This window comes from Acinetobacter sp. YH16056_T (assembly GCF_024605895.1).
GTDB lineage: Bacteria > Pseudomonadota > Gammaproteobacteria > Pseudomonadales > Moraxellaceae > Acinetobacter > Acinetobacter amyesii.
This window is the reverse complement of the sequence record NZ_CP094545.1, coordinates 681,636-704,879: the sequence shown is the minus strand read 5'-3', so window position 1 is coordinate 704,879 and position 23,244 is coordinate 681,636. Positions and strand designations below refer to the sequence as shown.

General features: G+C 42.4%; 19 protein-coding genes. 8 read left to right on the top strand and 11 right to left on the bottom strand.

Annotation, left to right across the window (positions count from 1 at the left end; all coding sequences use genetic code 11):
* Positions 1-33: 33 nt before the first annotated feature.
* Both mscL and typA read right to left on the bottom strand, forming a co-directional pair.
* On the bottom strand, positions 34-465 hold the full coding sequence (gene mscL, locus MST17_RS03425) for a large conductance mechanosensitive channel protein MscL (protein WP_180026898.1): 432 nt from the start codon (positions 463-465) through the stop codon (positions 34-36).
* 291 nt (positions 466-756) lie between these two features.
* Positions 757-2,592 carry a translational GTPase TypA gene (typA, locus tag MST17_RS03420; protein WP_111884800.1) on the bottom strand — a complete coding sequence of 612 codons (1,836 nt, stop codon included), beginning with the start codon at positions 2,590-2,592 and terminating at the stop codon, positions 757-759.
* Positions 2,593-2,765: 173 nt separating this feature from the next.
* Here typA and MST17_RS03415 point away from each other — a divergent pair, with 173 nt between their 5' ends.
* The 3 genes from MST17_RS03415 (at position 2,766) to MST17_RS03405 (ending at position 6,700) form a co-directional block, all read left to right on the top strand.
* Entirely contained in the window at positions 2,766-4,136 is a 1,371-nt protein-coding gene (locus MST17_RS03415; RefSeq protein ID WP_078191151.1) for a uracil-xanthine permease family protein, read from the top strand.
* Positions 4,137-4,202: 66 nt separating this feature from the next.
* Positions 4,203-5,237 (top strand): methyltransferase, encoded by a 1,035-nt coding sequence (locus MST17_RS03410; protein WP_180026899.1) that lies wholly within the window; start codon positions 4,203-4,205, stop codon positions 5,235-5,237.
* A complete protein-coding gene (locus tag MST17_RS03405; protein WP_180026900.1) occupies positions 5,237-6,700 on the top strand; it encodes an amino acid permease in 1,464 nt (487 codons plus the stop codon). Before MST17_RS03410 ends, MST17_RS03405 begins: the two co-directional genes overlap by 1 nt.
* A 240-nt stretch (positions 6,701-6,940) precedes the next feature.
* Here the strand turns inward: MST17_RS03405 and ligA are convergent, their stop codons facing one another.
* The 5 genes from ligA to MST17_RS03380 form a co-directional block, all read right to left on the bottom strand.
* Complete coding sequence (gene ligA, locus MST17_RS03400; protein WP_180026901.1) at positions 6,941-8,974, bottom strand: NAD-dependent DNA ligase LigA; 2,034 nt, start codon at positions 8,972-8,974, stop codon at positions 6,941-6,943.
* Between the two features lie 98 nt (positions 8,975-9,072).
* The gene (locus MST17_RS03395; RefSeq protein WP_180026902.1) at positions 9,073-10,125 is read right to left on the bottom strand and encodes a cell division protein ZipA C-terminal FtsZ-binding domain-containing protein; all 1,053 of its coding nucleotides are present in this window, start codon (positions 10,123-10,125) and stop codon (positions 9,073-9,075) included.
* Between the two features lies 1 nt (position 10,126).
* Entirely contained in the window at positions 10,127-13,576 is a 3,450-nt protein-coding gene (smc, locus tag MST17_RS03390; protein WP_180026903.1) for a chromosome segregation protein SMC, read from the bottom strand.
* 10 nt (positions 13,577-13,586) lie between these two features.
* Positions 13,587-14,282 carry a GntR family transcriptional regulator gene (locus tag MST17_RS03385; RefSeq protein WP_078191157.1) on the bottom strand — a complete coding sequence of 232 codons (696 nt, stop codon included), beginning with the start codon at positions 14,280-14,282 and terminating at the stop codon, positions 13,587-13,589.
* Positions 14,283-14,429: 147 nt separating this feature from the next.
* The gene (locus MST17_RS03380) at positions 14,430-15,242 is read right to left on the bottom strand and encodes a sulfite exporter TauE/SafE family protein (protein WP_180008514.1); all 813 of its coding nucleotides are present in this window, start codon (positions 15,240-15,242) and stop codon (positions 14,430-14,432) included.
* Between the two features lie 29 nt (positions 15,243-15,271).
* Between MST17_RS03380 and MST17_RS03375 the strand changes: the two genes are divergently transcribed.
* The 3 genes from MST17_RS03375 (at position 15,272) to MST17_RS03365 (ending at position 17,680) form a co-directional block, all read left to right on the top strand.
* Positions 15,272-16,027: a biotin--[acetyl-CoA-carboxylase] ligase gene (locus tag MST17_RS03375; RefSeq protein WP_180026904.1), complete on the top strand. Its 756-nt coding sequence runs from the start codon at positions 15,272-15,274 to the stop codon at positions 16,025-16,027.
* 23 nt (positions 16,028-16,050) lie between these two features.
* A complete protein-coding gene (locus tag MST17_RS03370) occupies positions 16,051-16,779 on the top strand; it encodes a type III pantothenate kinase (RefSeq protein ID WP_180026905.1) in 729 nt (242 codons plus the stop codon).
* A gap of 223 nt (positions 16,780-17,002) precedes the next feature.
* Positions 17,003-17,680, top strand: coding sequence for a hypothetical protein (locus MST17_RS03365; protein WP_180026906.1), 678 nt, complete (start codon positions 17,003-17,005; stop codon positions 17,678-17,680).
* Positions 17,681-17,817: 137 nt separating this feature from the next.
* Here MST17_RS03365 and MST17_RS03360 read toward each other — a convergent pair whose 3' ends face one another.
* A complete protein-coding gene (locus tag MST17_RS03360; protein ID WP_180026907.1) occupies positions 17,818-18,411 on the bottom strand; it encodes an alpha/beta hydrolase in 594 nt (197 codons plus the stop codon).
* A gap of 283 nt (positions 18,412-18,694) precedes the next feature.
* Positions 18,695-20,098 carry a signal recognition particle protein gene (ffh, locus tag MST17_RS03355; RefSeq protein ID WP_078191163.1) on the bottom strand — a complete coding sequence of 468 codons (1,404 nt, stop codon included), beginning with the start codon at positions 20,096-20,098 and terminating at the stop codon, positions 18,695-18,697.
* A gap of 138 nt (positions 20,099-20,236) precedes the next feature.
* Here ffh and MST17_RS03350 point away from each other — a divergent pair, with 138 nt between their 5' ends.
* The gene (locus MST17_RS03350) at positions 20,237-21,046 is read left to right on the top strand and encodes an inner membrane protein YpjD (RefSeq protein ID WP_078191164.1); all 810 of its coding nucleotides are present in this window, start codon (positions 20,237-20,239) and stop codon (positions 21,044-21,046) included.
* A gap of 151 nt (positions 21,047-21,197) precedes the next feature.
* Here the strand turns inward: MST17_RS03350 and MST17_RS03345 are convergent, their stop codons facing one another.
* On the bottom strand, positions 21,198-21,407 hold the full coding sequence (locus MST17_RS03345; protein ID WP_067761877.1) for a cold-shock protein: 210 nt from the start codon (positions 21,405-21,407) through the stop codon (positions 21,198-21,200).
* Positions 21,408-21,856: 449 nt separating this feature from the next.
* On the opposite strand from MST17_RS03345, the gene MST17_RS03340 reads away from it, so the two are divergent.
* A complete protein-coding gene (locus MST17_RS03340; protein WP_180026908.1) occupies positions 21,857-22,789 on the top strand; it encodes a tRNA-dihydrouridine synthase in 933 nt (310 codons plus the stop codon).
* A 56-nt stretch (positions 22,790-22,845) separates the two neighbouring features.
* On the opposite strand, the gene MST17_RS03335 is transcribed toward MST17_RS03340, so the two are convergent.
* Positions 22,846-23,214: an SseB family protein gene (locus tag MST17_RS03335; protein WP_078191165.1), complete on the bottom strand. Its 369-nt coding sequence runs from the start codon at positions 23,212-23,214 to the stop codon at positions 22,846-22,848.
* Positions 23,215-23,244 lie beyond the last annotated feature (30 nt).

Below are 23,244 nucleotides of genomic sequence, written 5' to 3'. Positions count from 1 at the left end.
GGCGCTTTAAGCGCCGTTTTCACTGCTAAAGGATTAACCTTTACGTTTTAATTCATCACGAATTTCACGAAGTAATTCGATATCTTCTGGAGTCGCCTCTGGAGCTGGCTCTTCAACTTTTTGACGGCGCAATTTGTTCATCAATTTCACTAACCAGAATACGACCCATGCCAAAAGCAAGAAGTTGATTAAGATAGTTAAGAAGTTACCGTAAGCCAAAACATTAAGGCCTGCATCCTGTGCTGCTTTTAGCGTGGTTAAATTGTTTGGGTTATCGCCCAATACTAAGAACCAATTTGAATAATCAACGTCACCACCAAGGATCCAAGAAATAAAAGGCATGATAATGTCTTTTACCATGGAATCGATGATTTTACCGAAAGCACCACCAATGATGACACCGACAGCCAAGTCCATCACGTTGCCTTTCACGGCAAATTCTTTAAATTCTTGAATAATACTCATGTGATCTCCAGAAATTTTTTTCAGCTTTAATTTTGTGACGAAGTATACATTATATCTGTATAACTATTTCCACCTAATTTACTTGGTTTTTATTAGATTCTAAATGCCATGTATAAAAATTCACACAAAACATTTTTCACTATAGTAATTCACTCTATTAAAAAGGATTTATCAAAATTATACATGTCGAATTAAATGAATAAAGTCATTCAATTTTTGCATTTTTATTCAAAACACCCATGCATAAAAAAACCGCTAACCTAAGTCAGCGGTTTTTTTGAAACTGTAAAATTAACCGTTACGGTTACGTTTACGTTCGTTTTCAGTCAACCAGCGTTTACGGATACGAATTGACTTAGGAGTTACTTCAACTAATTCGTCGTCTTCAATAAATTCAAGCGCTTGTTCAAGCGTAAATTCAATGTGCGGAACGAGAGTCAACGCATCATCAGTACCAGAAGCACGTACGTTAGTTAACTGTTTCGCTTTAGTTGGGTTAACAGTCATGTCGTCTGAACGTGAGTTAATACCAACGATCATACCTTCATAAACTTCTAACTGAGGTTTAGCGAATAGACGGCCACGGTCTTGTAAGCTGAATAGTGCATAGCCCAAGCAAGTACCTTGAACCATAGAAATCAACACACCGTTTTGACGTTTCGCAACAGTACCTTGTTTCATAGGACCGTAGTGCGAGAAGCTTGAAGTCATGATACCTGTACCTGAAGTCATAGTTAAGAATTCAGAACGGAAACCAATCAAACCACGTGAAGGAACTGTTGCTTCAATACGGATACGGCCTTTACCGTCAACTTCCATATTGGTCATTTCACCTTTACGGTGACCCATTTGTTCCATTACAGCGCCTTGGTGCTGCTCTTCAACGTCAAACGTTACGTTTTCGTATGGCTCTTGTTTTTCACCATCAATTTCTTTGATGATTACTTGTGGACGTGATACGCCCATTTCGAAGCCTTCACGACGCATGTTTTCAATAAGAACTGAAAGGTGAAGCTCACCACGACCAGATACTTTGAAACGGTCAGGACTGTCAGTATCTTCAACACGTAATGCTACGTTGTGAATCAATTCGCGATCTAGACGTTCACGGATATTACGTGAAGTTACGAATTTACCTTCTTTACCAGCAAACGGTGAGTTGTTTACTTGGAAAGTCATCGATACTGTAGGTTCGTCTACAGAAAGTGCAGGTAAAGCTTCAACTGCTTTTGGATCACAGATTGTGTCAGAGATATGAAGTTCATCAATACCCGTTACACAAACGATGTCACCAGCAGAAGCTGATTCAACATCGATACGCTCTAAACCATGGTAACCCATGATTTTTAAGATACGACCGTTACGTGTTTTACCGTCTTTGTCGATTACAGTTACAGGAGTGTTTAATTTCACTGAACCACGTTGAATACGACCAACACCGATAACACCTACGAAGCTGTTATAGTCAAGTGAAGACACTTGCATTTGGAATGGACCGTCAACGTCAACCGCTGGTGGTTCAACGATGTCTACAATTGTTTCGAACAATGGAGTCATGTCTTCAGCAAGTTCTTCTGGAGATGGACCAGCCACACCACGAAGACCTGAAGCATATACGACTGGGAAGTCTAACTGTTCGTCAGAACCACCAAGGTTGTCGAACAAATCGAATACTTGGTCAATTACCCAGTCTGGACGAGCGTTTGGCTTGTCCACTTTGTTAATAATTACGATTGGTTTCAAACCACGTGCGAACGCTTTTTGCGTTACGAAACGAGTTTGTGGCATTGGGCCTTCTTGAGAATCAACAAGAAGAAGTACGCAGTCAACCATTGACATTACACGTTCTACTTCACCACCGAAGTCGGCGTGTCCCGGGGTATCCACGATATTGATACGGTATTCAGTGTTAGTACGCTTGTCTAACCATTTGATTGCAGTGTTTTTTGCAAGAATGGTAATACCACGTTCACTTTCAATAGCGCCAGAATCCATTACACGTTCGATCTCGCCTGCGCGATCGCCAAGAGCACCTGATTGCTGTAAAAGTTTGTCTACAAGAGTAGTTTTACCATGGTCGACGTGCGCGATGATGGCAATGTTACGGAGAGTTTTAATATCTGACATGTGAATTCGATACGCCTAAAGTTTGAGGGCAAATTATACAGAAAAAATATAGATTTTAGTAGTGACAGTTTATTGACAATCGCATTTTTTTTGACGACTGGTACGCTTTTGGTTTTGTAAAGCTGTGTAAACAGATTAGAATAGCGCCACCTAGCCTTAATTTTCAGTGCCGCATGTCTGATTTAAACCAATCTCCCGAAGCAAAAGATCAACTCGATTTAGTCTATGGATTGAATGATCGACCAAAACCTTTTATTGCTTTTCTCGCTGCGTTCCAACATTTATTGGCCATTATTGTCCCAATTGTGACGCCGGGTCTGCTGATCTGTTTGGCACTTGGTGTGTCAAAAGAAGACACCAATATGATTCTGTCGATGTCATTGGTGATCTCTGGTATCGCAACCTTTTTACAATGTAAAAAAGTCGGTCCATTTGGTGCAGGTCTCCTGATTGTACAAGGAACCAGCTTTAACTTTATTGGTCCTATTATCGGTATTGGTTCTGCAATGGTTGCGGCAGGCACACCTGTAGAAGCAGTTATGGCATCTATCTTTGGTGTGGTGATCGCGGGTTCATTCATTGAAATGGGTGTATCACGAATCTTACCGTGGGTGAAAAAACTGATTACACCACTGGTTACAGGTATTGTGGTACTACTTATTGGCTTAACCTTAATCAAAGAAGGTTTAATTTCAATGGGTGGTGGTTATCAGGCCATGGGCGATAAAACCTTTGCCAATGCAGACAACCTCATCATGTCATGTACCGTTTTGGCACTGATCATTTTATTGAACCGTGTGCGTATTACATGGGTAAAAAGTTCTGCCATCCTAATTGCCTTAGTCGTGGGTTACATCCTTGCAGGCTTTATGGGTCATTTAAACTTTGATGGTTTAAAAGATGCGCCACTGGTTCAAATTCCAACACCGATGCACTTTGGCTTAAGCTTCTCGTGGAGCTTGTTTATTCCAATGGCATTTATCTACCTTGTGACATCTTTAGAAGCGATTGGCGATATTACCGCGACTTCTAAACTTTCAAATCAAGCTGTAGATGGTCCTGAATGGATGAAGCGTATCAAAGGTGGTGTATTGGTGAATGGTGCAAACTCATTCCTTGCCGGTATCTTTAACACATTCCCAAGTTCTGTATTTGCGCAAAACAACGGTGTTATTCAGTTAACAGGTGTTGCAAGCCGCTATGTAGGCATTTGGATTGCTGCCCTATTGGTTATTTTAGGCTTACTTCCTGCTGTAGCAGGTGTCATTCAGGCAGTTCCACAAGCCGTGCTTGGTGGTGCTGTAATGGTCATGTTTGGTGCTGTTGCTGCCTCGGGTATTAATATCTTGTCAGGCATTCATTTAGACCGCCGCGCACTATTAATCATTGCGATTTCATTGGCATTGGGTCTAGGTGTTGCACAAGTACCACAAATCCTTGAACATCTTCCTGAATTGTTCCGTAATATCTTCAGTTCAGGCGTTGCCACTGGTGGTATCGCTGCCCTTATTTTGAATATTGTTCTTCCTGAAGTGAAGAAGTAAGTTCATTTGTCAAAGAACACTGCCTAGGTTCCGCCCTAGGCAGTGTTTTTTATGATGGAGAAATCTATGGATCTCACAAGTGAAGTCGTTATACGACAGATCGATTTATTACAAGATCGCGTGCTTTTCGTAAATGCACCGACAGATGACTTACTCAGTCAATTGAATGACAATATTAAGCCATCAATTTGGTGCTGGAATTTTAATGATTTTCAGTACTTTCAAAATCAACAGTCAAATGTCCATTTTGGTGTCGATTTTCCTGAAGGTCAGTTTGATCAAGCGGTTATTTTTGTTCCGAAATCAAAAGAGCTGCTAAATTATTTATTACACAATGTCGCAAGTCATCTTGCTCAAGGTACGTCTATTTTCCTCGTGGGTGAAAAAAAAGGCGGTGTTGAACGCGCTGCAAAACAATTACAGCCCTTTGGTAAAACCCTAAAAATTGATAGTGCGCGTCACTGTCAAATGTGGCAAACCCTATTGGAAAAAACTGTATCACTGAAGCCACTGCAAGAATGGGTGCAAAAATATCCAGTAGAGACCCCAAATGGTGAGCTTACGATTTGCGCACTGCCGGGTGTATTTAGCCAGAACCGTTTAGATGTGGGTACGGCTACCTTATTGCCTTATTTATCACAAGTCACTTCGGGCAAAATTGCTGATTTTGGCTGTGGAGCGGGTGTTATCAGTGCTTATTTAGCCAAACTGAATCCTAAAAATCGTATTTTTGCCATGGATGTAGATGCCTTTGCACTAGCGTCTACACAAATGACATTTGAACAAAATTTGCTTGAACCTGAACAACTTGAGATTAAAGCGGTCACAGGAATCGAGGATGCTCCATTATTTTTACATGCCATAGTCAGCAATCCACCCTTCCATCAAGGGATTCAAACCGACTACAATGCCAGTGAAAATCTATGCAAAACTTCGCGCAGACATTTGAAGTCTGGGGGTGAGCTTTGGATTGTTGCCAACCGATTCCTCAATTATCCGACTTTAATTGAGCAACATTACGGTCAATGTACAATCAAAGCCGACCAACAAGGATTTAAAGTCTTGTTTGCGAGCACGCAAAAAAATCTTAAGGAACAATGATGAGCGAAACTCAAAAACCAGCTCAGCTTCAGCGTAAGTTGGGTGCTCGCCATCTCAACATGATTGCAATTGGTGGATCAATTGGTACAGGTTTATTCCTTGCCTCAGGTGCAACCATTGCCAATGCAGGCCCGGGTGGCGCCCTGCTTGCATACTGCTTAATTGGTATCATGATTTACTTCTTGATGACCAGTCTAGGTGAGCTTGCAACACATAACCCAACTTCGGGTGCATTCTTTACCTACGGCACCAAATATGTCGAGGGTGGTTTCGGCTTCGCTTTGGGTTGGAACTATTGGTACAACTGGGCGATTACCGTGGCATTTGAATTGGTTGCTGTCCAATTCATTATGAAATTCTGGTTTCCAGATATTCCGGGCTTTTACTGGAGTGCGATTTTCCTCGCAATCGTCTTTGCTATTAATGCGCTGACCGTAAAAGGCTTCGGTGAATCTGAATTCTTCTTCTCGCTTGTTAAAGTGCTCGCAATTGTTGCCTTTATCATTATCGGTCTGTTTATGATTGGCAAAATCATGCTGACACCGGGTGTAGAAACATTTGCCAACTGGAGCAAGGGTGAAGCCCCATTTGTCGGTGGTTTATCTGCCTTGATTGGTGTCGCCATGATTGCCGGTTTCTCTTTCCAAGGGACTGAAATGGTTGGTGTGGCTGCAGGTGAATCGAAAGATCCTGAAAAGACCATCCCTATTGCCATCAAGCAAATTTTCTGGCGTATCTTGTTGTTTTATATCGTGTGTATTTTCATTATCGGCACACTGATTGCCTATGATGACCCACGTTTATTACAAGCGGCATCTTCTGAAAATATTGCACTATCACCATTTACCTTACTGTATGAAAAAGCAGGTTTTGCTTTTGCTGCATCGGTGATGAATGCGGTGATCTTGACTGCGATTTTATCAGCGGGTAACTCTGGTATGTACTCCTCTACTCGTATGCTGTTTGATATGGCACGTAAAGGCAGTGCGCCGAAAGTCTTTGGTCGCTTAGATGCACGTGGCGTACCGATGAATGCGCTTTATGCAACGACGGCGATTGCGGCACTGTGCTTCTTAACCACTTTTATCGGTGAACAAGCGGTCTTTAATTGGTTACTGAACATGTCAGGTATGTGTGGCTTTATTGTGTGGCTCGGTATTGCAGTTTCACATTATCGCTTCCGTAAAGGCTACTTGGCTCAAGGCAATAAATTGGAAGATCTTGCTTACCGTGCAAAATTCTTCCCATTTGCACCGTGGTTTGCCTTTGTTTTGTGTGCTATCGTAGTCCTTGGTCAGAACTATCAAGCCGTTTTAGATGGTGAATGGTTGGCCGTTGTTTCTACCTATATTGGTATTTTCTTATTCCTTGCCATTTGGTTCGGTTATAAGTGGAAACACAAAACTAAGTTGGTTTCATATCAAGAAATGGATGTAAAACCAATGAAAGTTGATCAAGAATAATGTGATCACTGAATAAAAATAAGCAGCCTCAGGGCTGCTTTTTTATGGCTAAAATTGTATCTCAATACATTCACGCTTTAACAAAATGCTTAGTGTCTATTTAAAGTACGCTGTCTCACCTATAACCGCCAATTTATCTACTCATTCGATCATTTTTAAGCGCTCAAATAAAAACGCCCAATGCAATGCATCAGGCGTTTGTTCAAAAGTCACAACCTTTTCAGGTTTGATTTTCAATACTTAAGAAGCATTATGCTGTTGTACAAAGGCAATGAACTCTTCTTCGCTCATCACAGGCACACCCAGCTTTTCAGCCTTTTCTAATTTAGAACCTGCCTTTTCACCCGCAACTACACATTTGGTTTTACCTGAAACACTACCACTGACACGTGCGCCTAAAGCTTGTAGCATTTGCGTCGCTTCATCACGCCCCATGGTGCTCAGAGTCCCTGTAATCACCCAACTTTCGCCATTCAGTGGCTGACGACTTGGCGCAACCGGTGCATCCCAATGAATCCCTGCTGCCAACAAACGATCAACCACTTCGAGATTATGCGGCGCTTGGAAAAAGTCGACTATCCATTCTGCGGTAATATCACCAACGTCTGGCGTTTTTTTCAAGGATTCGAGATCTGCATGACGAATCGCATCAAAGGTTTGGAAGGTATTGGCGAGCATGCGTGCCGTGGTTTCACCCACGCCTCGAATGCCGAGTGCATAAATAAATGCACCTAGTGTCGTTTTCTTACTATTTTCAATAGAATCGATGAGGTTTTGAACCGACTTCTCACCCATTTTTTCAATGGTCAGTAATTTTTCACGATGCTCTGGCAAGCTATAAATATCAGCAACATCTTTGAGCAAATCCAAATGTAAAAGTGATTCCGCCCAACGGTCGCCTAAGCCCTCAATGTCCATAGCTTTACGCGATACAAAGTGACGAATCGCCTCAATACGCTGTGCAGCACAGTACAAACCACCTGAACAACGTGCCAAGGCTTCACCTTCGGGCATCACCACTGGAGATGAGCAGACTGGGCAATATGCAGGTAACTGAACTTCTACCGTATCTACAGGACGGAATTCAGGCCATACTTTTTCCACTTTTGGAATCACATCGCCACTACGGTAGACACTGACTGTATCACCCACACGGACATCTAAACGGTGAATTTCACCAATATTATGTAAAGTGACATTGGAAACCGTTACGCCACCGACTGCAACAGGATTTAAACGTGCGACTGGAGTTAAAGTCCCTGTACGCCCCACTTGCCAATCAATATTTTCAACCGTCGTTAGCGCTGCGACTGCAGGGAATTTATATGCCGTTGCCCAACGTGGTTCACGACTTAAAAAACCCAATGTTTGCTGCTGCTTCAGGCTGTTTACCTTAATCACCATGCCATCAATTTCAACGCTCAGGCTTGGACGATCAATAATCATTTGTTCATACGCAGCTTGTACGTCCTGAATGCTGTCACAAATAAAGTGACGTTCACCGACAGCAAAACCAAACTGCGTCAACCATTCTAAGCTATCAGACATGGTGGTTTGACCATGATGTGGTTCGCACTGTGCAATGCCATAGGCATAAAAAGCCAATGGACGTGAAGCCGCAATTGCAGGGTCGAGTTGACGTAAGCTTCCTGCTGCTGCATTTCGTGGATTGGCAAAGTTTTTTTCACCTTTGGCTTCGTTTTCAGCATTGAGCTTTTCAAAGCCTGACTTTGGCATCAGGACTTCACCACGAACTTCAAGCAGACTTGGAATTTCAGTCTGTGTAGAAGTCAGTACTTTAGGTAAATTACGAATAGTTTTTACATTTTGGGTAATGTCTTCCCCTGTTTCACCATCACCCCGTGTCACACCACGGACTAAAATGCCATTTTCATACCAAAGAGAAATGGCCAGCCCATCAAATTTTAATTCGACATCATATTCAATTTTTTGATTCGGTAAGCGCTCTTCTACGCGGCGTGCAAAGCCAAATAAATCTTCTGCATTAAATACATTACCCAATGACAACATGGGTACTGCATGGGTTACAGATTCAAACTTAGACAAGGCCTTTCCACCCACTTTTGTGGTTGGTGTATCAGGTTGCACTAAATCAGGGTATTGCTCTTCTAAGGCTTTTAATTGGTGAAAAAGTTGATCATATTCACTGTCCTCAATTTCTGGCGTGTCCATGACATAGTAGGCATGGTTATGTTTCGCCAAGAGTTGAATCAGTTGTCGCATCTGTGCAACGACAGTGGATTGTTGTGTCATACATTCACCATAAAAAAGGGCGGTTCATGCTCCGCCCTCAAATTTCATTATCTGTTGCTATTATAGAAACCCACTCGGTGAGTTTCAATCAAAGACGCTTAGACTTCGATGGCTTGACCTTGACGATAATCAATCGCTTGATGACGCCAATGTTCACGCATCTGCGGTGTAAATTCTTGGTTATTTTGATCATACACAGTACCGTCAATTTCACGGGCAATTAGACGTGAAATGCTATCCATGGTATCAAAGGCATTTTGTACATCGCTGTGTGGCAGCGCTAAGAAGAAGGCCAAACCTTTTACTTCTTCAGTCGATAAAGTTTCAAGATCAAAACCTTGCGCAGCGCCATCATTATTCATTTGCAATACAGAGAATAATAACTTTGTACCTTCTTCATCATAGCGATGGAAACAGGCCATTTCGCCAAAACGCAGGCCGTATTTGAGTAACACTTTTAATGCTTTTTCACCTGACAATGCACGGCTATCTGGGAAAACATTTAAGGCGATATAAGTTTCCGCAGTTGCTAAAGCACTTTCTTCATCAACAATTTTTTGTTCATGTAAATGCGCATCCAAAATACTGCTTTCTTCATCAAAATCGCTGATTTCAGCTTTTTCAATTGCGCTATTTACACTAAACTCTGGCGCTTTTTCCGCAGGAACAGCGTCAGCCTGAACGTGTGTCGCAGCAGTCGCTGCGTCATTGGCATCGGCGGCTACAGATGCAACAGTTGTAGATTCAGTTGCTTCTGTAGACAATGTACTGTCTTCTGTTGCAGTTTGAGCGTTTTCAACTGAAACGGGATCCGTCGTTGTCGTCTCAGTCTTTGCAATAGCCTCAACGCTCTGCTCCGCTTGTTCCGTTGCCGTTGCTTCTGGCGTTACATTTGCTTGAACAGCTTCAGTCGTTTCAACCGCTGTGACTTTTTCCTCAGCCAAAGTCGGCTCTACACGTTGCGTGGTTTCAGGTGTATTTAACTGATTGCGTACATGGCGCGGAATAACAGGTTGCTGACTATCAGGATCAATATGTAATTCGGTGTCAAGTGATGGCGCTGCATCTGCAGGTTTACGAAACATCATTCGAATACCCACAACCATTATAATTACAGCGATTACAATCCCAGCTATAGTGGTGATTTCCATGTTATGCCTCCGCAGCTAAACCGTATTCTTTGGCTTGCTCTATATTCACAGTCACTAATTTTGAAGTTCCTGGTTCTGGCATGGTCACACCAAGTAAGTCAGTTGCCATTGTCATAGCCAGTTTATTGTGTGTAATGTAGATAAATTGCACTTGTTCTGAAAGCTCTTTTACAAGATTACAAAATCTTCCTACATTTGCATCGTCTAAAGGTGCATCGACTTCGTCTAAAACGCAAAATGGTGCAGGATTTAGGCGGAAAATCGCAAAAACCAAAGCCAATGCGGTCAGTGCCTTTTCACCACCTGACAATAATGCTAAAGAGCTATTTCGTTTACCCGGTGGTCGTGCCATCAGTTTTACACCTGATTGCCAACCATCTTCAAGACTTAAACTTGCTTCACCACCATTAAATACTTTCGGAAACAACGCTTGAAGTTCAGCATTAACCTTATCAAAGGTGGTCATAAACAGCTTCCGCGTTTCCTGATCAATGCTTTTCATCGCAGTTTGCAGTTGTTCAACGGTCTTTTGCAAGTCATCAATTTGGTGGCTTAAATCATCAAAGCGTTTAGAAACTTCAGTATATTCTTCTGCCGCAGCCAAGTTGACTGCACCCAATTTATCAAACTGCTGCTGTGCTTTTTCTAGTTTTTGCTGATGGGATACCACATCAATGCTTAAACCTGTCAGCATTTCGCTGTTCATTTCTTTCAGCTGTTCAGAATAATGCTGCAAATCAGACTGCGCGGATTGCCAAGCCAAACGCTTTTCTTCCAATTGCGTACGCAATTTTTCATCTTGCTGTTGATGTGAATGGCGTTGTTCCGTCAATGTCTGCTGTTTGCTCTGCACGTTATTCAGTTCAAGCTGCCAGTCATTCCAGGTTTTTTGTAAACGTTCAGTGACTTGGGCTTGCTCTGAATACTGTGACTCAAGCGCAGGCAATTCTAACTGTACAGGATCAACAAATTTCTTTGCTTGTTCCATCTGTCCAATAATTTGCTGAGTTTGCGCTTTCAAAAACACCGTGTCTTTTTCTAATAATTCAATCTGTTGTTTCGTCTGTACAGACTGACGACGCACGATTTCCAATTCTTGCTGACTGTGTAATGCCACTTGCTGAGCACTTTCCAGCGCTAGACTCAATTCCTCAACTTGGAATTGCAAGGTTTTATAATTGGGCAAGGCTTGCTCAAGCTTCATCGTCAGCGCATGCAGATCTATTTCCAAATCGTCTTTTTGCATGGCATCTTCTTCAAGCTGCGCTTCAAGTTGCTGCAATTGATCTTCTAACTGCTGCTTTTGTAATGCAAATGCCTGATTGGAACTTTGTACCTTCGCAATCGCAACATCAGCATTTTGAATGTCTTTTTGCCAATTTTTTAATTGGCTATGTTGCTGTTGCAGATTTTGCTGTAAAGCTTGTACGGCATTTTGCAACTCAGGCAATTGGCCTTCTAGTTGCGTCAGCTTTGGCTGCTGCTCTGCAAGTAATTCAGTCAATTCATCTAAACGAATACGGTGGCTCAATGCACCTTGCCCTGCTTGGCTGTCCTCATCATAGTCTAGACCAATCACCCAATCCGCACCGACATGATAACCATCGAGCGTGAGTATCGACTGACCAGCAGCCAGTTTAGCCTGATGACTCAATGCCACCGTCAATGTTTCAGCAATCGCGACCTGCTGCCAGATTGAAAGCTGTGGTGCTTCAATCCACGTCGCCAAAGCGTCTAATCCAACGATTTGTGCTGCGGTGTGATGACTGCCTTTGACCTGACGTGCAATACTGTCTTGAAAATTATCACTGTGTCCCAAGACTTGGGCACTCAGCCATTTAGACAAAAATTTCTCGACCAGTTGTGCATGCTGTTTACCTTGTGTGCTCAACTGCAACTGCTGCATTAAATGTTGACGCTGGCTTTGCTGCTTTGGACTGGCTTTAATCATCAATTGATTTAGGTTTTTCTGCTCTGACAACAGCACCTGTATTTCTGACTTTAGCTGCAACACCGTATTTTTGTGCTGTGCCTGCTGTTCTTGTGCAGCTGCAAGCTGTGCTTGAGTTTCGGCAATCACCAGCTCTTGTTGCATAATTTGTTGTTCGAGCTGTTGCTTATCTTGCTGATACTGCTCCAACTCATCTTGCTGCGCCTGATGCTGAATTTGACCTCGTTGCTGTTGCAGAGTCTCACGTTGTTGCTCAATACGACCAATATTTTTGGTCAATTGTTCACTCCGCGCCAGCATCTGTAGCTTTTGCTGTTGCTGCTTTTCAACTTGCCCACGGCATTGTTCAAATTGTTGAACCGCTTGTTGATGCTGAGCTTTCAAATCGGCCAATTGTTGAGTCTGTTCCTGACTACTGCTTTCTTGACGCTGTAATTGTTCAACAAATCCATCTTGTTGTTCTTGCAGCGTTTCCAGTTGTAACTCTAATAGCTGTAAACGTTCTTTGGTTTGCGCTTTTTGCTTTTCAAGCTCCACCAAACTTGCCGAATTTTGTGCAAACAAATCCTGCTTTTGCTCCAGTGTCATTTTCAACTCAGACAGTTTCTTTTCCGCCTGTTGCCATTCGCTTTGTAATGGCGTGGACTGTTGAATAAGCCGTTGAAATAAAGCACTGGTGGAAGATAAGTCATGCTCTAGAGTATTCAGCTCAGAACGCACCAGTTTGAAGGTTTCCCCGAGCTCATTCATCTGAAGCGTGTATTCTTGCTGTAAACGCGTGCTTTGTTCACATTGGAAAGACAGCACTTCGATCTTAATAGTACGAATTTGGGTTTCTAATTCTTTATATTGCACTGCCGTTTCAGACTGACGCTTTAAGGTTTTCAACTGAGACTTCAGTTCTGATGCAATGTCTTCGAGACGTTCTAAATTTTGAGTGGTGTGTTCTAGATGCTGTAAAGTTTCACGACGACGAGCTTGATAGCGAGAAACCCCAGCGGCTTCTTCAATATACACACGCATTTCTTCAGGTTTGGCATCGACCAAACGGTTGATCATGCCCTGTTCAATAATCGCATACGAACGCGGACCTAAACCGGTACCTAAGAAAATATCAGTAATATCACGACGGCGGCATTTGGTGCCGTTGAGGAAATATTCGGATTTACCATCACGATTGACCTGACGGCGAACTGCCAGTTCAGTATAGGCATTATAAGCACCACCTAACTTGCCATAGGTGTTATCAAAACGCAGTTCAACACTCGCCATCCCGACTGGTTTACGCTTTGCCGTTCCGGTAAAAATAACATCTTGCATGGTGCCACCACGCAATTGACGGGCACTGGATTCACCCATAACCCAACGAATGGCATCAATCACATTGGATTTACCACAGCCGTTCGGTCCAACAACCGCACTACGGTTGCCTTCAAATTTTAGAGTTGTGCTATCGGCAAAAGATTTGAAGCCGGAAAGTTTTAAACTGCTTAAACGCATAATGTCCTGATCAGCGGCGTGAACGTCTCGCCCACGCTAATTCGATTTGTTTCATCCGTGTTAGTGATTCCAACACAAGGTTGCGTAAGTGTCGACAAAAATCTTCCATAAATAAAGTGGCTTGATGTGATTTTCTGATTAAAACTGCATCAGTCACTAATTTAAACAAATCAAAAGATTCTTGTAGTTCACGTCGTGAAATATTCAGTGTCAGAAAATAACTGCGTCTGAGTGATGGCAACAATTCTTGGTAATAACGCATCAGGTAGGTATTTCCCACCATTTCATGCTGACGAGCCATGCCCTGAAAAATCAGATCATAAAACTTTTCAGTATTGCCTTGGCGAGTTTCCACGTCTAATTGTTCAAGTAATAACTGAATACGCTCAGCTTCATGGCTGCGCCACGTTTCCGCCATACGATGCACAATTTGACCCAACAATAATGCTGCAATATCAAATAATGAGCGCACTTGTAAAGCCGACATTTCAGAGACTAAGGCGCCACGTCGCGGGTAGATTTCAATGAGCTGGGTCCGTTCTAAAATCAATAAAGCTTCACGAACAGAGCCACGGCTCACATCCAATTCGGCCGCAATTCTGAGTTCCTGAATACGCTCGCCTTCGACCAACTCACCGCGAATAATTTGTTCACCGATGTGTTTGGCAATTTGTTCTGACAAACTGTCCGCTTCTTGTTGTTGCATACTGTTCCTATCTTTTTTTTATAAGATGCAATGTTCAGATTTACACTCAATCTATTTGCATTAGAAACGATAAGCAACCTAATTGAACATGACATTGTCTGACAATCTTGTGTCAACAAAGCCAATTTTTTCAGTCAAAACGGACAATCATGCGCCAAAGGCTTGCACACCTTGGTAAATAAAATAGCAGCCGACTGTTGTTAATAAACATGCAAAACAACGCTTTAGCATAAATGGCGACAACATATGAGCCACTTTCGCACCCAATTTCGCAGTGATGAAGCTCATTACACTAATCCCGATAAATGCATAAATATGGATATAGCCAATGGTATTGGGAACCACGATATCGGCTTGATGACCAAACCACATAAAGCCGAGTGCCCCTGCAATCGCAATCGGTAAACCACATGCAGCAGACGTTGCGACTGCTTTTTGCATAATGACGCCATTTTTATTCAAATACGGGACGGTTAAGCTGCCACCACCAATTCCGAAGATCGCAGAGGCAATCCCAATGCCACCGCCTGCTGCCATTTGCATGGCTTGTGAGGGTAAATGTTTATTCGGATCGACAGGTGTCGCAGCACCGCGAAACATTTTAAAGGCCACCCAGACTGCAAAAAAGCCGATTAACAGTTGCAAACCCTGCCCTGAGAGATAATCTGCAATGCCTGCACCGAGAAATGAACCGATCACCAAACCCGGTGCCAAATTCCGAAAGACATTCCACAGCACTGCACCTTTTTTATGATGAGCCGAAACCGAACTGAGTGAGGTCACAATAATCGTGGCCAAAGACGTGCCCACCGCCATGTGCATAATCACACTGGGGTCATACTGAAGTTGGGTAAAGACAATGAATAAAATTGGCACAATAATCAGGCCACCGCCTACACCAAATAGCCCCGCAGCGAAACCAGCGATTGCACCAATCAGTAAATATATGATTAACTCCATCAATATTATTCCACAACTCTCAGATTCAAATGGATTTAGAGACCAGACACTTACAGCAATTGCTGAGCACAGTACCTGAACCGCCTGAAGTTTTATTACTGAAGCCCATTACCACATCGACCAATGACGATGTCCGTGAGATTGCCAAAAAAGGCATTCAACATGTTTTGGTATGCAGTGAACAACAGACTCAAGGCCGTGGGCAACGCGATCATCAATGGGTCTCACCCGTTGGTAATATCTATTTAAGCACATTGCTGAATTTACAGACAGCAATAGATGGACGGCTTGCACTTGAAATTGCCTTAAATATCTTGCAAATGCCAAGTTTGCAAAATCTCCCTTTACAAGTGAAATGGCCCAATGACCTATATAGCCCACAAGGCAAATGGGGCGGGATTTTGATTGAACCGATTTCGCCACATCAAGCAATTGTTGGCGTTGGGATGAACTTATTTCCGATTCCATCCACAGGAATTGAGCAACGTGCAACCTCGTTATCTGAACTCGGACTTCACTCGCCAAACCGTTTACAGTTAATCGCTGAACTCTATGCCGCGATTCAACTTGCAGGTGAATGGTTCGATCATAACTGCTATAACCTCGCTGCACGATTCAACCATTATGCTGCATTTATGCAACAGCCCGTTGAACTTGAACACCTGCAAGGCAAAAGCCAAGGCCGCTTTCTCGGTATTGAAAATGATGGTTCGATCAACATCCAAACTTCGCAGCACTTAGAAAATCATTTCCAAGGTCGCTTACGTTTAGCAGATCAATCATAAAACAGGATTGCAAAGGCCTACTGATGAAAAAATTATGGCTCGATGTCGGTAATACCCGGCTGAAATACTGGATTACCGAACACGATCAAATTATAGAGCATGCTGCGGAACTGCATTTACAGTCGCCTGCCGAACTCCTACTCGGTTTAATCCAGCACTTTAAAAGTTTGGACTTAGGTCAGGTCGGGATTTCCTCGGTACTCGACAAAAAAAATAATGATCGGATTCAAAAAATTCTTAAATTTTTAGCCGTTCCTGTCACTATTGCCAAAGTACATGCCGAATATGCGGGCTTACGCTGTGCATATGAAGACACCAGTAAATTCGGGATCGACCGTTGGCTGCAAATGCTCGCAGTGGTCAAAGACCCTACACAAAAATACTGTGTCATTAGCTGTGGCACGGCACTCACCATTGACTTAACGGATGGCTTACAACATTTAGGCGGCTATATTTTGCCAAATTTGTATTTGCAACGTGATTCGCTCATCCAAAACACCAAAGGCATTAAAATTCCAGATGCCACCTTTGATGAGCTGTCTCCTGGTAAAAACACCATAGACGCTGTTCATCATGGCATCTTGCTCAGCTTGGTCAGCACCATTGAAAAGGTTCTCGATAAATATCCAAGTCGGTTAATTTTAACCGGTGGCGATGCTGCGCTATTTGCACGCTATTTAGAACAATATCAGCCGGCTGTCGAAGCGGATTTGCTGCTTCGAGGCCTACAAAGTTATGTAAATGGCGTGTAGTTTAGCCATTTATTTGATAACAAACTGTGAAAGCATGATGATCAATGGTCATCACGCTTTTTTTACAATCATTTCATACAAGCATAATTACAAATTGTATCGCGATTCATGACCTTTTTTCGCCCAACGAATTACAATAGCCTGCGATGATCGACAGATACATCAGCAACTTTATAATTTAAAAATGTCTTTCAAGATAGAATATAAGACGAAGAGTATAGATATGAAATTTAAAAATTTACTGGGTTTAAGCCTGCTCACCTCTACATTATTCTTCGGCGGTTGTACCACGACACAAAATCTAGCCAACTCTAAAATCCCTGCCGAAATCAAATCACAGCTCAGCACCTCTGAAGCAGTTTTGGGCTATTTTGGAGATGAAGATAATCCTGATTACTGCGGCTGCGTATCATATATTGACTCAAGCTATTACATGACTCCAGTCAAAGACGGCTATTACCGTGTACTTTTAGGTCGTAATGCGACAGGTGATTTTTTAGTCCAAGATTTTTACCAAGAAACCAAAACCCCTCAATCCTCACCTGCTTGGGTCAAAGATCCGATGAAACTATTTAGTTTCAGTGGCAGTGACATTGAAGGCCCAGTAACACTTTATCGCAAAAACGGCAAAGTAGAATCAACCTTTGTAAACCAAGATGGCGTGAGCATCCACGGCGAAGAGTTTTATCCAACAGGACAACGTGGCGCAGCGTATAAAGTCGATGAAAATGGCAATGACGCTTATCGCTTATGGTATGCCTCAGGAAAAATTGCGGCTGAATATGTCGTCGATACCGATGGTGAATATGTTGGTGGCTATAAAGCATGGCAAGAAGATGGTCGCGAAGCCAATGACGACATTGACGACATTCGTGAACGTGTTGCTTTAGAACTCGACTGATCTATCAATAATTCGAACAAACAAAAAGGCGCAGATTGCGCCTTTTTTCTCTTCAATTGCATGATTGCAATCTCAGTCTTCACTAAATACCTTATCGACAAAACACGCGATCTATAAAACACGCGCACAGAACCTAGCTAAGCCGTTAAAATCGGCTTTAACACGTGCCACAGTTGTGGAATCTCAGAAAAGCCATCTTTTGCTGTGAAATGCCCTGCTTCTTTCACTTCATAAATTTGTGCATTTATAAAATTGCCCAATTGGATCGCAACCGGTGGCGGCACAATAGGATCATTGGATGAAATCAGACTGATACAAATCGGCATATAGGTCTGTAAAACACCGCTATCCATTTTTGCACGTTGAATAAATGCAGTTAATTCAGGCTGTGTCGGTAAACTACTTTTAAAACCCGATACAAAAACGCCCGCTTTAATCCGTGTGCCATGCTGTTCAAAATATTGATTGAGATAATGCAGCGTGGTTAAGCACCCCAAACCATGTGCAATCACAATGGTATTTTCATCCAAATCAGGCATTTGCAACGCTAGAAATTTCTGCCAATGGTCAAAATCAGGTTGTGCTGCATTTGCCATCACGATGCGTCGAGAATAATGTCCTGCTTCTTGCAGCTTTCGTCCCAACCAAGGAAACCAATGATCATTCGGTGATGCATCATGACCATGAACAATATAGATCTTTTGGCTTTCTGGCGTATGCGGTGTATTCATGATTTGATTCTTATTTTAGGTGATTATTTTTGGTGGAGCGTTCAATTTGCAGTTCGGCAAATTTTCACCTCTGTTTTAAACCTTTCACTAACATGGTCTCAATGTCAATTTGGCATCTTTTTGTAATGATTTAGCTCAGTTCGGTATCTATCTGCTGGTATAGCAAGATTCCTTCATCCAGTACTTGCTATCAAATGCACTCGATCACTTTGCTTGAGCGCACAGTCTCGTCAAATTGCAGCCATAAAAAAAGGCGCTAAATGCGCCTTTTTTTAAGTCCAAATTACTTCGGATCTTTACTGCCGAACAATGGACCCATGCCACCGCCGCCAAATTGTTTTTGCATATTGCCTAATGATTTCATCATTTTTGCCATACCCGTTGGGTTGGCAAATTTCTTCATCATTTTCGCCATTTGCGCATGTTGCTTGATGAGTTTATTCACTTCTGCAACATCCATACCACAGCCTGCTGCAATACGTTTTTTACGGCTTGGATTCATCAAGTCTGGGTTACGACGTTCTTTAATGGTCATCGATTGAATAATCGCTTCCATTTTCTTCACTTGCTTTTCAGGATTTGCTTGTGCAATTGCATCTTGAATCCCTGAGTTGCTCATGCCTGGAAGTTTATCCAGGAAGCCCATCATGCCGCCCATTTTGTTCATTTGTTCAAACTGCATCAGCATATCTTCAAAGTTGAAGCTACCGCCTTTTTGCAGTTTTTTTGCCATTTTTTCGGCTTTTTCTTTGTCGATTTTACGTTCAACTTCTTCGACCAAAGAAAGTACGTCACCCATACCCAAAATACGCTGTGCGATACGTTCAGGATGGAATGGCTCTAGGGCATCGAGTTTTTCACCCATACCCAAGAATTTGATTGGCTTACCAGTAATGGCACGAACAGAAAGTGCTGCACCACCACGTGCATCACCATCCGTTTTTGTCAGGATCACACCTGTTAAAGGTAAGGCATCATTAAAGGCTTTTGCCGTATTCGCCGCATCCTGACCAGTCATGGCATCAACCACGAACAATGTTTCAGTCGGCTTAATCGCTGCATGAAGCTCTTTAATTTCATCCATCATTTCGTCGTCTACATGTAAACGACCTGCTGTATCGACAATCAAGACATCAGCAAATTGAATTTTTGCTTGCTCAATCGCACGATTTGCGATGGTAATCGGTTTTTCGTCTGCGCTTGATTCAAAGAAAATCGCGCCAACTTCACCTGCAACCGTTTGTAGCTGCTTAATCGCTGCTGGACGATAAACGTCGGCAGACACCATTGCTACTTTTTTCTTTTGACGTTCTTGTAAGAAACGTGCAAGTTTTGCCGCAGTGGTTGTTTTACCCGCACCTTGTAAACCTGCAAGAAGTACAACAACTGGTGGTTTTGCCGCTAGGTCTAGGCTTTCATTCGCCTCACCCATCATTTTGGTCAATTCGTCATGAACGATTTTGACGAAAGCCTGCCCCGGTGATAACTGAGTCATCACTTCTTGGCCCAATGCTTCTTCCTTAACTTTCGCGATGAATTCACGAGTTACAGGTAACGCAACATCGGCTTCAAGAAGTGCCATACGTACTTCGCGTAACGTATCTTTAATATTGTCTTCGGTTAGCTGCCCTGAGCCAGTAACATTTCTTAAACTCTGCGTGAGTCGTTCTGTTAAGGTATCAAACATTGCAAAATCCGCTTAAAATAGCCATGAGCAAAAAATTGTTTCTTAAAATAGAAAATTTATGCATAGAATGCTATAGGATACTTTAGTTCTTGCAGAATTTATATAAATGAATATTCAACATCCTGAAAAAGGTTTGACATGATCAGTCTCCCCTTGGTTTACACGATCCTAGCATTAATCGCTTATACCACGTCTTTTTGGTATTTATTCAGCCATTTAATGTCTAAACGTGCGCCGAACCATTGGTTTATTGGTGTTGTACTTGGTTTAGGCATGTTATTGCATGCAGGTGTTTTATATAACGACATGTTGACGCCTATGGGTGTGAACTATGACGTGTTCAACCTGATGTCATTTACTTCAGGTCTCATGCTATTGCTCAGTGTGTTATTTAGTACCTATCGACCTGTGCTGGCAATGAACCTGTTGGGTATTCCTGTGGCAGCGACGGGGTTGATTTTAGGCTTTGCATTTAGTCGACAAAATCAATTTATAGAACAACATTCACTGGGTTTAGACATCCATATCATCTTGTCACTTTCCGCGTATGCCGTCCTGCTGATGGCAACTATTCAAGCGGTTATTTTGCGTTTACAAGACCGTGAACTGAAAAACAAACAGAAAAAGCGTGTATGGGTGAGCCTGCTTCCATCCTTCCAAGCCATGGAATCTTTGCTATTTGATTTATTGATTGCTGGATTTGCACTACTGACCGTGGCGCTTGGGTTTGGTTTCTTCACCATCGATAACTTCTTTGCACAGCATTTGGCGCATAAAACTGCCTTTAGCATTATTTCATGGTTCGTCTATGGTGCTTTGCTCATTGGACACTATCGATTTGGCTGGCGTGGTCAAAAAGCTATTCGCTTTACCATTATTGGTTTTTGTCTCTTGGCAGTTGGCTTTATTGGATCTAAGTTTATTTTAGAAATGGTTTTGGGCCGCTAAGTCGACGATGAAACGATTTAATATTTTATCAAAAAGTAAGTTTTATCAAGAAGGGAGCTACGGCTCTCTTTTTTATAGCTTGATTATTCACACAGAAATAACAGGCATAAAAAAAGCGCTATACAGCGCTTTTTTTTTCATTACGTCTAAATTATAGAGCAACGATGTTTACAGCATTCGGGCCTTTTTGACCTTGAGCGATGCTGAAAGAAACCTTTTGGCCTTCTTGCAAAGTTTTGAAGCCAGAACCAGTGATTTCGCTGAAGTGAGCAAAAACGTCAGGACCGTTGTCTTGTGCAATAAAACCGAAACCTTTAGTTTCGTTGAACCATTTAACTGTACCAGTAACTGTATTAGACATAATAATACCTATTAATTTGTTGATTTAGCCATTGGATGATGACTGACTATAACTTGGAAAATAATAAAGAATTGAACTTCATTTCTGTAAAAAACGAAGGATTATGACTAACACTGCGATACTTAAAGAAAATTTACGAAACAATACTTTTTTTCTAGTTGCAGCCATCATACATGAAATCTTAAAAGATTCAAGCACAGTATATGTTGTTGATTCCATTAAAAAACAACAGTAAAAGCCATCTTCTTATTATTACTATCCATCTGTATTTACTCATTTTATTGTTTAAGTTTTATGTCAGTCAAGACTTTACGACTTTGGTCCTAATTTCACCAAATAATTACATAAAATCTTGTGATTTCGTATTCCGCATCACCAGAAGCACAAAACCTAGACATCCCTTTCAAAACCACGTATAACTCCGTTTTTCAATTTTTGGCTGTGTGACCGTGAAACTTGTTCTTGCGCCGATGGAAGGCTTAACCGATCCAATTATGCGAGATGTGTTGACGCATGTGGGGAGTTTTGACTGGTGTGTAACCGAGTTTATCCGTGTCACGGACTCTGTCCTGCCCGATCATATTTATCATAGCTATTGTCCTGAACTAAACAATGCAGGCAAAACTGTAGCAGGAACACCGGTTCATGTGCAGTTCTTAGGTAACAATCCCACTATGCTCGCGGCAAATGCTGTACGCGCAGTAGAACTTGGTGCCCCTGCAATTGATATGAACTTTGGTTGCCCTGCAAAAACCGTCAACCGCCACCGTGGTGGTTCAGTTCTGCTAGATGAACCTGAAGTGGTGTATGAGCTAGTCAAAGCTGTGCGTGACGCCGTTCCGAGTCATATTCCTGTATCAGCAAAAATGCGTTTGGGTTATATGGACCGTAACTTCACAATGGAAAATGCGCATGCCATCGAAGATGCCGGAGCTGCATGGGTTACAGTCCATGCGCGAACCAAAGCCGATGGTTATACCCCGCCTGCCTTTTGGGATCAGTTGCAACCCATTCGTGAAGCATTGAAAATCAATGTGATTGCCAACGGTGAAATTTGGAATAATGCCGATGCCAAACAGTGCCAACTCGAATCTGGTTGTGAAGACCTAATGATTGGTCGTGCTGCGGTGACCACTCCTGACATTACACAGTGTATCCGTCGTAATACCGATGAACCGCTGATTACATGGCATGAACTACTTGGATTACAAATTCGTTTCTTAAATGGCTCGTATAAAAAAGAAATGAATATGGTCGGTCGTTATAAACAATGGCTCGGCATGATGTCGAAACATTACCCAGAAGCCAAAGTCCTTTGGGATGAAGTAAAACGTGTCAAACCACTCGATGAAATCGTGGAAAAACTCAAAGCTGGTATGTAAGTTTTAAAGCACATATCTCAGCGTAGCCGCAGAGCCTTTGATCACACCTACAGTGTTCAAAGGCTTTGTTGTTTAGCAAACTCTAAAATTGCGTCGATCTCATCTGCCAAAAACTCTTTCGGATGTTCCGAAGTCGGGTTCATCACCAAGCTTGCGCCTTTGGTAATCGCAAATAATTTTTCAGCACTGATCATGACAAATTCTGCATCTGCGCCAACATCCTGTTGAAGCATCGCAAGACTCAGAAAGAATGGAATGGCTTGCTCGCCCTGCTCCGTTTCCATCAATTGAAAATGTAAATGCTGCTCAGCATCACGCTCACCCAAACAATACACTTGGCTAGCTAAAAGTTGCTGATAAAAGTCTTGGTATTGCTCAGGATGATCTAAAGTCGATTCATAAAGATGTTGCAGCGTGTCGTTCATTGTTATTGTCCGTCTATTTTTATCAGTCAG